General features: G+C 67.1%; 13 protein-coding genes. 6 read left to right on the top strand and 7 right to left on the bottom strand.

Features of this window, described 5'->3' with window-relative positions; genetic code table 11:
* Positions 1-35: 35 nt before the first annotated feature.
* A complete protein-coding gene (locus N7573_RS16855; protein ID WP_032129063.1) occupies positions 36-731 on the bottom strand; it encodes a TorF family putative porin in 696 nt (231 codons plus the stop codon).
* A 206-nt stretch (positions 732-937) separates the two neighbouring features.
* On the opposite strand from N7573_RS16855, the gene kbl reads away from it, so the two are divergent.
* On the top strand, positions 938-2,146 hold the full coding sequence (kbl, locus tag N7573_RS16860) for a glycine C-acetyltransferase (protein ID WP_121504060.1): 1,209 nt from the start codon (positions 938-940) through the stop codon (positions 2,144-2,146).
* A gap of 84 nt (positions 2,147-2,230) precedes the next feature.
* Here the strand turns inward: kbl and N7573_RS16865 are convergent, their stop codons facing one another.
* The 4 genes from N7573_RS16865 to N7573_RS16880 form a co-directional block, all read right to left on the bottom strand.
* Positions 2,231-2,566 (bottom strand): hypothetical protein, encoded by a 336-nt coding sequence (locus tag N7573_RS16865; RefSeq protein ID WP_005412356.1) that lies wholly within the window; start codon positions 2,564-2,566, stop codon positions 2,231-2,233.
* Positions 2,567-2,651: 85 nt separating this feature from the next.
* The gene (locus tag N7573_RS16870; RefSeq protein ID WP_279912542.1) at positions 2,652-3,461 is read right to left on the bottom strand and encodes a pseudouridine synthase; all 810 of its coding nucleotides are present in this window, start codon (positions 3,459-3,461) and stop codon (positions 2,652-2,654) included.
* A 20-nt stretch (positions 3,462-3,481) separates the two neighbouring features.
* Positions 3,482-3,988, bottom strand: coding sequence for a hypothetical protein (locus tag N7573_RS16875; protein ID WP_010483956.1), 507 nt, complete (start codon positions 3,986-3,988; stop codon positions 3,482-3,484).
* A gap of 220 nt (positions 3,989-4,208) precedes the next feature.
* On the bottom strand, positions 4,209-5,300 hold the full coding sequence (locus N7573_RS16880) for an OmpA family protein (protein WP_010483958.1): 1,092 nt from the start codon (positions 5,298-5,300) through the stop codon (positions 4,209-4,211).
* A 357-nt stretch (positions 5,301-5,657) separates the two neighbouring features.
* Between N7573_RS16880 and N7573_RS16885 the strand changes: the two genes are divergently transcribed.
* The 5 genes from N7573_RS16885 to N7573_RS16905 all read left to right on the top strand — a co-directional run bounded on the left by N7573_RS16885 (position 5,658) and on the right by N7573_RS16905 (position 11,369).
* Positions 5,658-6,677 carry a zinc-binding alcohol dehydrogenase family protein gene (locus N7573_RS16885; RefSeq protein WP_071229155.1) on the top strand — a complete coding sequence of 340 codons (1,020 nt, stop codon included), beginning with the start codon at positions 5,658-5,660 and terminating at the stop codon, positions 6,675-6,677.
* 203 nt (positions 6,678-6,880) lie between these two features.
* On the top strand, positions 6,881-7,510 hold the full coding sequence (locus tag N7573_RS16890; RefSeq protein WP_049463677.1) for a membrane protein: 630 nt from the start codon (positions 6,881-6,883) through the stop codon (positions 7,508-7,510).
* A gap of 376 nt (positions 7,511-7,886) precedes the next feature.
* The gene (locus N7573_RS16895; protein WP_279913880.1) at positions 7,887-9,917 is read left to right on the top strand and encodes an NADPH-dependent 2,4-dienoyl-CoA reductase; all 2,031 of its coding nucleotides are present in this window, start codon (positions 7,887-7,889) and stop codon (positions 9,915-9,917) included.
* A gap of 297 nt (positions 9,918-10,214) precedes the next feature.
* Positions 10,215-10,673 (top strand): cell wall hydrolase, encoded by a 459-nt coding sequence (locus tag N7573_RS16900; RefSeq protein ID WP_004154513.1) that lies wholly within the window; start codon positions 10,215-10,217, stop codon positions 10,671-10,673.
* A gap of 84 nt (positions 10,674-10,757) precedes the next feature.
* On the top strand, positions 10,758-11,369 hold the full coding sequence (locus tag N7573_RS16905; protein ID WP_032130478.1) for a glutathione S-transferase N-terminal domain-containing protein: 612 nt from the start codon (positions 10,758-10,760) through the stop codon (positions 11,367-11,369).
* 67 nt (positions 11,370-11,436) lie between these two features.
* Here N7573_RS16905 and N7573_RS16910 read toward each other — a convergent pair whose 3' ends face one another.
* Both N7573_RS16910 and N7573_RS16915 read right to left on the bottom strand, forming a co-directional pair.
* On the bottom strand, positions 11,437-12,492 hold the full coding sequence (locus N7573_RS16910; RefSeq protein ID WP_279913881.1) for a suppressor of fused domain protein: 1,056 nt from the start codon (positions 12,490-12,492) through the stop codon (positions 11,437-11,439).
* 46 nt (positions 12,493-12,538) lie between these two features.
* A complete protein-coding gene (locus tag N7573_RS16915; protein WP_279943227.1) occupies positions 12,539-13,042 on the bottom strand; it encodes a hypothetical protein in 504 nt (167 codons plus the stop codon).
* Positions 13,043-13,179 lie beyond the last annotated feature (137 nt).

Here is a 13,179-nt window from a genome sequence, read left to right on the forward strand (position 1 = left end):
TGGGCGCCTTTTTCGTGGACATCAGCGGAGGCGCATCAGTTACCGATCGCCACGCTCAGCATCACGCGGCTGTGGGCCAGCTTGCCGGAGTTGTCGCGGCCGTTGCCGTCGGTGCCGTAGTAACCCAGGCCGACCTTGGCCATCCCGAACTGGCGCTCAACGCCGACATTCCAGTCGGTGTAATCCTTGGCGATGCCGTCTTCAAACGTGCTGCGGCCGACATTGGCATTCAGGGTGAAGTCCTTCGGCAGGCCCCAGCTGCCACCCAGGCCGAAGTACCAGCCATCGGTGCTGCTGTTCCATACATCGTTGGTGTAGGCCACCGTCAGCTTGTAGGTGTCATCCAGCGTGGTGGTGGTGATCAGCTCGTTGTAGTTCTGGTGGCTGGACTTCAGGTAGGTGTAGCGGTTCAGCAGCACGTCGACGTTGACGCGCTCGGTGACGTCCACGCCGTAGCCGATCAGGTAGTCGACCTCGGTCTTCGGATCACCTGCACCGAAGTCCACGCCCGAACCCCACACGCCGGCATACAGGCCAACCGGGCTGGTGTAGGTGAAACCGGCCTGCAGGGTCGGATCCTCGTCGGTCTGCGACACACCACGGAACAGGTAATCGGAAACAGCGGTGACGTTCCAGCTGTACGGCGATTCGTTTTCCTGGGCGCTGGCGGCGAACGGGGCGGCCAGGGTCAGGGCAGCGGCAATGGCGAGGCAGGCACGGGCGTGCTTCATGAGCGTCTCCGGTGGGGGCGGTGGCGTGGAAGGCGGGGAGCGGGCGTAGCGGCCGGAGCGGGACAGCTCCGGTTCACGAATTTTTAACCAGTTTGCTATTGCGATGCAACATGTGCCGGCCGTGGCGATGCCCCATCCGGGCCGGTCGGCAAGCGGCGATGCCCGGTAGAATCAGCGGTTTCCCCGTTCAGAGCCGTGCCCACGCCATGACCGACGCCTCCTCCGCCCTGACCCGCCACTACGCCGAGGAACTGGACGCCATCCGCGCCCAGGGCCTGTTCAAGTCCGAGCGGATCATCACCAGCCCGCAGTCGGCCGAGATCACCCTCGAGGACGGCCGCACGGTGCTGAACTTCTGTGCCAACAACTACCTGGGCCTGGCCGACCATCCGGACCTGATCCAGGCCGCCAAGGATGCGCTGGACACCCACGGCTTCGGCATGGCCTCGGTGCGCTTCATCTGTGGTACCCAGGACCTGCACAAGCAGCTGGAGAAGCAGATCGCCGACTTCTTCGGCAAGCAGGACACCATCCTGTACGCGGCCTGCTTCGATGCCAACGGCGGCCTGTTCGAGCCGCTGCTCGGCGAGAACGACGCGATCATTTCCGATGCGCTGAACCACGCTTCGATCATTGACGGCGTGCGCCTGTGCAAGGCCAAGCGCTTCCGCTATGCCAACTGCGACATGGCCGACCTGGAAGCCCAGCTGCAGGCCGCCGACGCCGCCGGCTGCAAGACCAAGCTGATCACCACCGACGGCGTGTTCTCGATGGACGGCTTCATTGCGCCGCTGGACGAGATCACCGCACTGGCGAAGAAGTACAACGCGCTGGTGCACATCGACGAATGCCACGCTACCGGCTTCCTCGGTGCCAGCGGCCGCGGCTCGGCCGAAGTGAAGGGCGTGCTGGAAAAGATCGACATCATCACCGGCACCCTGGGCAAGGCCATGGGTGGTGCACTGGGCGGCTTCACTTGCGCCAGCGCCGAGGTGATCGAGCTGCTTCGCCAGCGTTCGCGCCCGTACCTGTTCTCCAACTCGCTGCCGCCGCATGTGGTGGCCGCCGGCATCAAAGCGTTCGAGATGCTGGCCGCCGCTGACGATCTGCGCGACACCCTGGTGGAGAACACCCGCTACTTCCGCGAAAAGATGGTCGCCGCCGGTTTCGACGTGAAGCCGGGCGTACACCCGATCAGCCCGGTGATGCTGTACGACGCACCGCTGGCGCAGAAGTTCGCCGAGCGCCTGCTGGAAGAAGGCATCTACGCGATCGGCTTCTTCTTCCCGGTGGTGCCCAAGGGCCAGGCGCGCATCCGCACCCAGATCAGCGCCGCGCACAGTCGCGAGCATCTGGACCGCGCAATCGATGCGTTCACCCGCATCGGTGTCGAGCTGGGCGTGATCAAGGGTTGATCCCCACCGGCCAAAGCGTGCCGACCAAGGTCGGCACGTACCAGGCGTGAGGGCGTGCCGACCGAGGTCGGCACCTTCCCGGCATCACTTCTTTTTCTTCTTGCCCTTCGGCTCGTCCTTGCTGGCCACCACCACCGGCTTGGCGGCAGCATCCTGGCCGTTGCCCTTGGCAACGCGGATGCCGTTGGCCTTCATCCAGGCGTCGAACTCGTCGGCGGTCATCTTCTTGTCGCCGTTGCTCATGAGGAAGCGGTAGCTGCCGCGACCATCCAGCTCCGGGGTCTTCACTTCCACCACCGGGGTCTCGGCCGGCGTTTCCGCCTTGGCCACCTTCTTGTGGCCACCACAGGCGGTCAGCAGCACCATCGGCAGCAGCAGGCCTGCGCAGCGCAGGGTTTGGTTGAGGGTCGGGTGGTACATGGGCAGGCTCCGTTCGGGAAATTCAGCAGCCAGACGCCCCCTACGCCTGGAACGGTGGCCGGCAACCGCCGGCCGCGGGCGATGATCAGCCCGGTGCAGCGGCCCCCAGCCGCTGCTGGTCACTGACCTCCAGCACCCGCCACTGGCCCTTGCCGAGATCGCCGAGCTGCAGCCCGCCGATCGCAACCCGGACCAGGCGCAGCACCTGCAGGTCGAAGGCCGCCAACAGGCGGCGGATGTGGCGGTTGCGGCCCTCGTCGAGGACCACCTCCAGCCACGCGGTCTTATCGCCGCTGCGCAGCACGCGCACAGCCTGGGCGACCAAGAATTCGCCCTCGTCTTCGACACCGGCGCGCAGCGCGGCCAGGGTGTCCTCGTCGGGCAGGCGGTCCACCTGCACGTGATAGGTCTTCTGCGGCCCGGTCTCCGGATCGGTCAGATGCGCGGCCCACTGCGGATCATTGCTGAACAACAGCAGCCCTTCACTGGCCTTGTCCAGGCGCCCGACCGGCGCGATCCACGGCAGGCCGGCACCATCGAAGCACCGGTACACGGTATCGCGGCCACGCTCATCCTGCGCGGTGGTCACCACCCCACGCGGTTTGTTGAGCATGAGGTACAGGCGCTGCGGCGCGCCCATCGGCTGGCCATCGACCTCGATCGGCGGCGCCGGCTGCCCAATCGGGAATTCGGGATCCCGCACGATGCGGCCGGAGACGCGCACGCGGCCATCGGCGATCCAGCGCGCGGCCTCGCTGCGCGAACACACGCCGGCCTTGGACAGCACGCGCGCCAGGCCATGACGGACACCGGCGGCTGTGGCAGCGGGAGTCGCACGCCCACGCGGTGCGTGGGAGCGGGCGGCGGGGGCGGCAGGTGGGCGGCGCGTGCGCAAGCCTCTGCTCCCCGCGGTGCTTACTTCTTGTCGACCGGCTTGGTCTCAGCCGGTGCTTCGGCCGGGGCCGGAGTGGCGGCCGGAGCCGGACGCGCCTTGACCACACGCACGCCACGCGCCTTCATCCAGGCGTCGAACTCTTCGGCGGTCATGCGCTTGCCGTTCTGGCTCATGTCGAAGCGCCAGGGCGTGTTGTCGAATTCGGTCTGCGGCTTGTAGGCCGCCGGATCGTTCGGCTTCACTGCAGGGGCGCTCGGAATGGCCTTGGCGATGTTCTGGCAACCATCGATGCGCAGGCGCTGCAGCACCTGGTCCAGCGACTGCGACGGATCGTAGTTGCTGCTCAGCACGCCGGCCGGCATGCCCAGCTGGTTGCCACGGATGTAGAGCTCGTCGGCCACCGGCGCGATGGTCGTGGCCGGCAACGGCAGCGGCGAGGCGCTGGTGTTGACCGAGCAATCGACCGCAGCGTGGGCGGCGGGAACCAGGGCCAGCGCCAGGAAGGCGGCCGATGCAGAGCGCAGCATGAAGGGCATCCAGGAAAGGAAGTGACGCGGCGAGTTTAGCAATGCCGCGACAGCTTTCAAGCGCCACTTTCAATGAATACGGCAACTCATTGGTTTTACGGATAAAAACCCGACGAACGGTTGTTCCCGGACCGACGGACACACGGATTCCGGGCCGCAGAAACAACAAGACCCGGCCGAAGCCGGGTCCTGCTGTGTCCTACTGGCAGAGCGTCAGAACTTAGTTCTGGACGTTCAGCTCGGTACGACGGTTCTTGGCGCGACCTTCCGGGTTGTCCGAACCATCCGGGTTGGTGTTCGGAGCAATCGGACGGCTCTCGCCGTAGCCGATCGGGCCGACCAGGCGACCGGCGTCAACGCCGTTCTTGGTCAGGTAGTTGTACACGGCGGTAGCGCGACGCTCCGACAGCTTCTGGTTGTAAGCGTCGGTACCCTTCGAGTCGGTGTGACCGGCAACTTCAACGCGCAGATCCGGGTAACGCTTCAGGATCTCGGTGGCTTCGCTCAGGATCGCCACGGCGTCCGGACGCAGGTTCGACTTGTCGAAGTCGAAGTTGACGCCCTTCAGGTCGATGGAGACCGGCACCGGGCAACCGTCCGGACCGATGGTCTGACCCGGCTGCGAGTTCGGGCACTTGTCGTCGCAGTTGTTGACGCCGTCACCGTCGTCATCCAGGTCGGCGCAGCTCGGGGCAACCGGAGCCGGAGCCGGAGCAGCCGCGACCGGAGCCGGGCCCAGCGGGATCACGACGCCGACCGAAGCCAGCACGTCACCGAACCAGTCTTCCTTCGGAGCGGCAACGCTCTGGTCGTCGAAGTCAGCGCGGTAGGCCACTTCGGCGCGGACAGCAACGCGCTTTTCGAAGGTGGTCTGCAGGCCGACGCCCAGCTTGGCGGCAACGTTGCCGTCCTTACGCTGGCGCGGACCGTTGGCATTCAGCGCCGGGTACTCTTCTTCCGACTTCTGGTAGCCCAGGCCACCGACGATGTACGGGTTCCAGCCGCGGCCTTCCTTGATGAAGTGGCGACGCAGGTCCAGCGAGACGCCGTACTGCGACCAGTTCAGGTCCTTGTTCGAATCGAAGTTCGGGTTCTGATAGTTCAGCTCACCGTCCAGCGACCAGTTCGGGCTGATGAACTTGCCCAGGCCCAGGGTCACGAACGGAGCGTCATTGGTCAGACGGTCGCTGTCCTGGAAGTTGAAGCCGGCCGAACCGGTCAGGTACCAGCGGTCATCGAACTCCTGCGCCGAAGCTGCCTGGGCAAAAGCCAGGCCGCCCAGCAGCGCGGCAGTAAGGATCTTCTTGTTCATTGAGTACAGCTCCTATTTCGGGGGTATGAAACCGGTAGAGGCATGGGCCAGCACAAGTGCGTCGATGTACGACAGCCGATTCAGCACGCCACCGCCGCGAACATTATGCTCAGGCGGGTGAAGGCCATGTTAACAGTCCCGTAACATGTGAAGTGTTGCGCCCGACCGTCCGCCGGTCCGACGTTGAAACCCTATACAGGATGATGAAAATCCGCAAGACCCTCACGCTGCAAGGGTTTGACGGGGTTTAGGCGGGGAAAACGACATATTGCGCGGCGCGCTGCATCAAACGGTTCAGCGCGTCTGCGGAAACGTGAGGAACCTTATGATGGAGCCACGAACCCAGCCGGAGCCGTGATGAAAGCCGTCGCCCTGAGTCGTGAATCCGCCCCTGCCCTGTGCGATATCCACCTGCCTCCGCCGCTGCCTCCCCGGGGGCGTGACCTGCTGGTCCGGGTCGAGGCGGTTTCAGTCAACCCCGTCGATGGCAAGCAGCGTGCCAGCACGGATCCGGCCACGCTCCAGGCACCCCGCGTGCTGGGTTGGGACGCTGCCGGCGTGGTCGAGGCAATCGGCGACGAGGCGAGCCTGTTTGCCTCCGGTGACGAGGTTTATTACGCAGGCGATGTCACCCGCCCCGGCTGCAATGCGCAGTACCACTGGGTGGATGAACGCCTGGTCGCGCGCAAGCCAACCACGCTGGATTTCGCTGAAGCCGCAGCGCTGCCGCTGACCACGCTCACCGCCTGGGAGCTGCTGTTCGAGCGCATGCCGCTGCGGCTGGACGATCGCCGCCACGCCGGCCAGCACCTGCTGGTGATCGGCGGTGCGGGCGGGGTCGGCTCGATGGCAATCCAGCTGGCCCGCCATGCGGGTTTCGAGGTGATCGCCACGGCGTCGCGCGAGGCCTCGGCCGACTGGTGCCGGCAGATGGGTGCCCGGCACGTGATCGACCACCGGCAACCACTTCAGGCCCAGCTGCAGGCGCTGGGCATCGACACGGTGCAGGTCGCACTCAACCTGGCCGACACCGATCACTACTGGGACGAACTGGGCCTGCTGCTGGCGCCGCAGGGACATGTGGGCCTGATCGTCGAGCCGCGTGGGCCGCTGCGCATCGGCGATCCCTACAAAGCCAAGTGCATCGGCATCCACTGGGAGTTCATGTTCGCGCGCTCGCGCTTTGCCACTGCCGACTGCATCGAGCAGCACCGCATCCTCAGCCGCACGGCCAGCATGATCGATGCCGGCCAGCTGCGCGGCACCCTCAGTGAAAGCCTGGGCCCGATCAATGCGGCAAATCTGGACATCGCGCATCAGCGCCTGGCCAGCGGACGCACGGTGGGCAAGCTGGCGCTGGCAGGCTGGGGCGACTGAGCCAGGCTGGAACGCCGATGTAAAGCCGAGCCCATGCCCGGCCGTGCGGTCTGATCGTAGCGTCGAGCGTGCTCGACTGATTCATCAGGAGCAGTCGAGCACGCTCGACGCCACTGTAGCGGCGGATTGATCGGCATCTGTATCTATGGAAGTGACTGAAGCGGGATTACGGTGGAAACAGATTCCTCTCCCCCGAGACCGCCATGCCCACCGCCCTGCCCTTGCGCCTGCTGCAACTGATCACCGGCCTGTTCCTGTACGGATTCGGCGCCTCGCTGATGATCCGTGCGGCCATCGGCGTGGCGCCCTGGGATGTCCTGTCACAGGGCATCGCCGCGCAGACGCCGCTGTCGTTCGGCCTGGCGACCAATGTCATCGGCGCACTGGTGCTGCTGCTGTGGTGGCCGCTGCGGCAGAAACCGGGTGTCGGCACCGTGCTCAACGTGATGCTGATCGGCCCTTCCGCGCAGTTCGGGCTATGGTTGCTGCCGCCGGCCGTCGGCCTTGGCTGGCAGCTGGCGATGTTCTGCGCGGGCATGCTGCTGGTCGCGCTGGCCACCGGCCTGTACATCGGCGCCAGGCTTGGCCCTGGCCCGCGCGACGGCCTGATGACCGGCCTGCATGCCCGCACCGGCTGGCCGATCTGGAAGGTGCGCAGCCTGATCGAAGGCAGCGTATTGCTGCTGGGCTGGTGGCTGGGCGGCAATGTCGGCCTCGGCACCCTCGCCTTCGCCCTGCTGATCGGTCCGCTGTGTGGTGTCACGCTGGGCTGGTTCGGGATCGGTCGCACCCCGGTAGTGCCGGCCGCCGGCCGGCAGCCGCAGTCCCCCTGATCTGCCCAGGATGCCGGCCAGCGGCCGGCACTGCCCCCCGGAGTTCGGGGGGAGCGCCGCAGGCGCGGGGGCGTGGAGGCCGGTAAGTGGGGCCCGCGGTTCGCGCAGCGAGTTGCGGGAGCGACAGCACGCATGTGCCGAGCGTACCCGGCCAGCGGCCGGCACTACCGCCCCCGGAGTTCGGGGGCAGCGCCGCAGGCGCGGGGGCGTGGAGGCCGGTAAGTGGGGCCCGCGGTTCGCGCAGCGAATTGCGGGAGCGACAGCACGCATGTGCCGAGCGTACCCGGCCAGCGGCCGGCACTACCCAAAGACCGGCCCTTGCCCCGGCCGCCGTTTCGCGGCACGCTTCGCGCTTCCGTACGCAAGCGTATCGACAATGTCGCCAGCCAACGAAAGCGCCTACCCCCATCTGTTCGCCCCGCTGGACCTGGGCTTCACCCAGCTGCGCAACCGCGTATTGATGGGCTCGATGCACACCGGCCTGGAGGATCGCGCCCGCGACTTCCCGCGGCTGGCGGCCTACTTCGCCGAACGCGCCGAGGGCGGTGTCGGCCTGATCGTCACCGGTGGCTTCGCGCCGAACGTGGTCGGCTGGCTGAAACCGTTCGGCGGCAAGCTGTCCTGGCCCTGGGAAGTACGCCCGCACCGTCAGCTCACCGCCGCCGCGCACCAGCACGGCGCGAAGATATGCCTGCAGCTGCTGCATGCCGGCCGATATGCCTACCACCCTCTGTCGGTGGCGCCGTCGAAGCTGAAGGCACCGATCAACCCGTTCACCCCGCGTGCGTTGTCGGCCAGCGGCGTCGAGCGCCATATCGCCGACTACGCACGCAGCGCGAAGCTGGCCCGCGAGGCTGGCTACGACGGTGTGGAAGTGATGGGCTCGGAGGGCTACCTCATCAACGAGTTCATCGCCCCGCGCACCAACAAGCGCACCGACCGCTGGGGCGGCGATGCGAACCAGCGCATGCGCTTCGCGGTCGAGATCGTGCGCCGCATCCGCGAGGCCTGTGGCCCGGACTTCATCATCATCTACCGCCTGTCGCTGGTGGACCTGGTGGAGGACGGCAGCAACTGGGAGGAGATCGTGCAGCAGGCGCAGGCCATCGAGGCCGCCGGCGCGACGATCATCAATTCCGGCATCGGCTGGCACGAAGCCCGTATTCCGACCATTGCCACCTCGGTGCCGCGCGCCGCCTTCGCCGGGGTCACCGCCAAGCTCAAGCCGCATGTGAAGGTGCCGCTGGTGGCGACCAACCGCATCAATATGCCCGACGTCGCCGAGCGCATCCTTGCCAGCGGCGGTGCCGACATGGTGTCGCTGGCGCGCCCGCTGCTGGCCGACCCGCAATGGCCGAACAAGGCCCGCGCCGGCCGCGCCGAGGCGATCAACACCTGCATCGCCTGCAACCAGGCCTGCCTGGACCACGTGTTCGAGAACAAGCTGGCCAGCTGCCTGGTCAATCCGCGCGCCGCCCACGAGACCGAGCTGGTCTATCGCCCCACCGCCACGCCGAAGAAAGTTGCCGTGGTCGGTGCTGGCCCGGCAGGCCTGGCGTGTGCCACCGTCGCTGCCCAGCGCGGCCACCAGGTCACCCTGTTCGATGCCAACGAGGAGATCGGCGGCCAGTTCAACGTGGCCAAGCGCATCCCCGGCAAGGAAGAGTTCCACGAGACCCTGCGCTACTTCCGCCACACGCTGGCCGAAACCGGCGTGCAGCTGCGCCTCGGCACCCGCGCCGATGCCGCCACCCTGGCCGGCTTCGACGAGGTGGTGCTGGCCACCGGCATCACCCCGCGCAAGGTCGACTTCCCCGGCGCCGACCACGCCAAGGTGGTCAGCTACCTGGACGTGCTGCTGGGCCGGGTTGAAGTGGGCACCAATGCGGCGATCATCGGCGCCGGCGGCATTGGCTTCGATGTCGGCGAGTTCCTCAGCCACGCCGGTGAGTCGCCCTCCCTCGACCCGCAACGCTGGATGGCCGAATGGGGCGTGGACAGCACCTTCGAGGCCCGCGGCTCGCTGGGCCGGCCCGAGGTCGAGGCGTCACCGCGTCGGCTCTGGCTGCTGCAGCGCAGCCCGGGCAAGCCCGGCGCGCGACTGGGCAAGACCACCGGCTGGATCCACCGCGCCACACTGAAGGCCAAGGGCGTGCGCATGCTCGGTGGCGTCGAGTACCTGGGCGTGGACGACGAAGGCCTGCGCATCCGCGTGGAAGGCAGCGAACAGCTGCTGCCGGTCGACCATGTGGTGATCTGCGCCGGGCAGGAACCGAACCGTGCATTGCAGGCCGAACTGCAGGCCGCCGGCATCAACGCGCAGCTGATCGGGGGTGCCGATGTAGCGGCCGAACTGGACGCCAAGCGGGCCATCGACCAGGGCAGCCGGGTGGCCGCCGCGCTCTGATGAGCGCCTGAATGGGGGGCGGAATGTGATTTCCGTCACCCCTGCCGAACCTGAATGTCAAGCCGGGCGGTTCACGATGCGTTCGGCTATCCCCCCCTACCTTGCGCCATCTTTCCGCTCACCAGCCAGTTTCCGGTGAGCCGGCGCAGCCCCTCGATCGGTACTGATCGTTTCTTTTGGGGCTGCCCACGGGGCGGCCCCGATGGCCGCCTCCCCATGACGCCAAGTCGTACCCCGCCTCCTGTCGCCCCCGCGGCCGGAACCGGAGCGTGCGGCCCATACGGAGCAAGGAGTTATATGAAACTGGCCTGGATTCTCTGGCTGTCGCAGTTGTTGCCTCAGCCGGCCGCTGATTCATTGTGTTTGAGCACCACCGTTTACCTGGAAGCCCGCGACCAGACCCTGCGTGGCCAGCAGGCCGTCGCCGAGGTCGCCCTGCGCCGCCTCGACAGTGGCCTGTGGGGCGACTCCATGTGCCAGGTGGTCACCGCGCGCAAGCAGTTCGCACCGACCATCGTCTCGCCCGGCACCCAGCTGGGCAATGATGCGGCCTGGAGCGAGGCGATGAACGTGGCCTTCGACGCCGAGCGCAACTGGGCGCTGCCGGCCGGCGAGCGCCGCGAGATCGTGCCCGGTGCCAGCCACTTCGCCGCGCTGTCCATCGCCAGCCCGAACTGGCGCAATGCCTACCAGGTGGCCACCATCGGCGATCACACCTTCTATAAGGTGCAGAACCTCAAGCCGCGGCAGTCGTAACGATCCGTGCTGGCGGCAGCGTTGCCGCCCGCTGGCAAGCTCTGGGATAGTGGGCGTTTCCCGCCCGCATCACCTGGAGTTCCCATGAAGCTGTACAGCAAGCCCGGTGCCTGTTCCACCGCCGACCACATCGCCCTGCAGTGGACCGGCCAGCCGTTCGAGGTTGAACTGCTGAACAAGGACACCCTGAAGGGCCCGGAATTCCTCAAGATCAATCCGGCCGGTGCCGTCCCCGCACTGGTCGACGGCGACTTCGTGCTGCTGCAGAACGCCGCGATCATGGGCTATATCGCCGACAGCTTCCCGCAGGCCGGCCTCGGCGGCGACGGCAGCCCGCGCCAGCGCGCCGAAGCCACCCGCTGGCTGGCCTTCGTCAATTCCGATGTGCATCCGGCCTTCTCGCCGCTGTTCGCGCCGGGCAAGTTCATTGCCGACGAGAGCCAGTTCGATGCGATCCGCGCCGCCGCGCACAAGCGCCTGCGCGCCCTGTTCGAGACCGCCGACAAGCAGCTGGCCGACAAGCCGTGGCTGGCCGGCTTCCGCAGCTTCGCCGACCCGTACTTCTACATCACGCTGCGCTGGGCCGCCGGCACCAAGGTCGACCTGTCCGGCCTGGACAACCTGGCCGCCTACAAGGCGCGCATGGATGCCGATGCCGGCGTGCAGGCCGCGCTGAAGGCCGAGGGCCTGGCCTGAGCCAGACCATGGGTCGGAGCCGTCTGCACAGCAGACGGCTCTGCCCCCATCCGTGCAATCGCCACACTCAGCCGATCTGGCGGATCACTTCGCCCTTGGCATCGCGCAGGTAGGTCGGCACCACTTCGATGCGCAGCGCCGCCTCCACCGGGTAGATGCCGCGCTCGGCACGCACGCCCGCCAAGGCTTCCAGACCCGTCTCGTCCAGTGCCCAGCGCGCGCTGTCGGCCGATACCTCGCCGGTTTCACCGCGCGCGGCCGGAATGAATTCCCACTGCCGCTCGCGGCTGACCAGTTCCAGTGATTTGCCGTGGCGCAGGCGCAATGGCAGCAGCTCGCACACGCTGGCCACCTGGCCCGCACCGAGCACCAGGGTGGTGACGCCCGCCTCCTGGCGCCAGTCCAGCGTCTCGATGAACAGCATGCCGGTGCTGGAGCCCTCGCGCTCGCTGCCGGTCTGCACCTGTGCAGCCAATGCCGGATCCTCCAGCAGGTTGCCGCGATGCAGGTCGCTGATCCACAGCGGCATCGCCGGTTGCAGCGCCTGCAGCACGCCGCGCGTCGACCAGCGCTTGACCGCTTCCATCTCCTCATCGGTCAACCCGACCAGCTGCAGGAACTGCAGGTGGCCATTGGCGGTGTCGCGTACGGGCAACTGCGGATCTGCGACGAAGGCCAGATGGCACAAGCGCGTGTTGGTCTCCAACGCGATCGGGCCGTTGGCGTTGAGGTGGTGGCCATCCTCGAACACGTTGCCACTGCCGAACACATAGCGCGCCAGGTTCTGCAGCAGGTTCATCGGCCACACCGGCGGCGTGCTGCCGGCGTTCTCACCGGCGTCGGCAGCGAGGCGGAAGGTCAGCTCGAAACCATAGCCACTGGCGGTGGCATCACTGCTCTCCTTGGCGTACAGCTCGGAGAAGCCGTAGGTGATGTAATGCCAATGCGGTACCGGCGCATCCGCCCAGTACACGCTGATGCCATCGAGCGGATCCTGGCCACCGAGCGTGTACGGAAGCGCGGTGCCGAAGTGACGCGGTTCCTGCCCGGCATACAGCGGCGCCAGCGCCGCATTGATCGCGTCCCAGCCGGGGGTATCGGTGTCGTCGTGGTCGTCCTGCACGCGGGACTCCTTGTGGGGAAGTGAACCGATCACTTTACGCGGTGGCTCAGGCCTGCACGACCTCGCCGCCGCCATTGACCACGGCCGCCTGGGTCTCCTGCCACCAGCGCTGCGCCAATGCCGGGCTGCGCGCCTTGCCCACCGCCGCCAGCAGTTCCGGGCACAGGCGCTCCAGTGCCAGCGCATCGGTGCAGCGTTCGATCTTCAACTGCATGAAATAGCCCTTCAGGCCCAGATGCCGACGCACGGCCTCACTCATCGCGTCGTACAGCTGCTGGTACAGCGCCGGGTCCTGTTCACGGCCGGTGCTGATGCTGCGCGTCGGTGCGGCTTCGACACTTCCGCCGATCACTTCAATCAGGCCCTGCGCTGACAATTGCTCCAGTGCGTCCGGTGGTGCGCGCAGGCCTTCGAACAGGCCGCGCAGTTCAGTGTCATCGCGATGGCCGTCGACCATCAGCAGGATCGAACGCAGTGCCGCCGGCAGGCGCCGACCACGGTCCTCGATTTCCTGGCGGCCAGCGGCCGTCTTGGCGTGCAGCAAAGCCATTGCCTCCCCCCAATCTCTCGATGCGCAATGCCAGCGCGCCCTGGCGGGCGCGCTCCCCTGTGTGCCATCCCCGGACGGCACGCGCCTTCCCCGGCGCGCACCGTGTATTGCAGGTCGATGACAGGCCGAGCTTAGCG

Source organism: Stenotrophomonas sp. GD04054 (assembly GCF_029836955.1).
GTDB classification, from domain to species: domain Bacteria; phylum Pseudomonadota; class Gammaproteobacteria; order Xanthomonadales; family Xanthomonadaceae; genus Stenotrophomonas; species Stenotrophomonas maltophilia_A.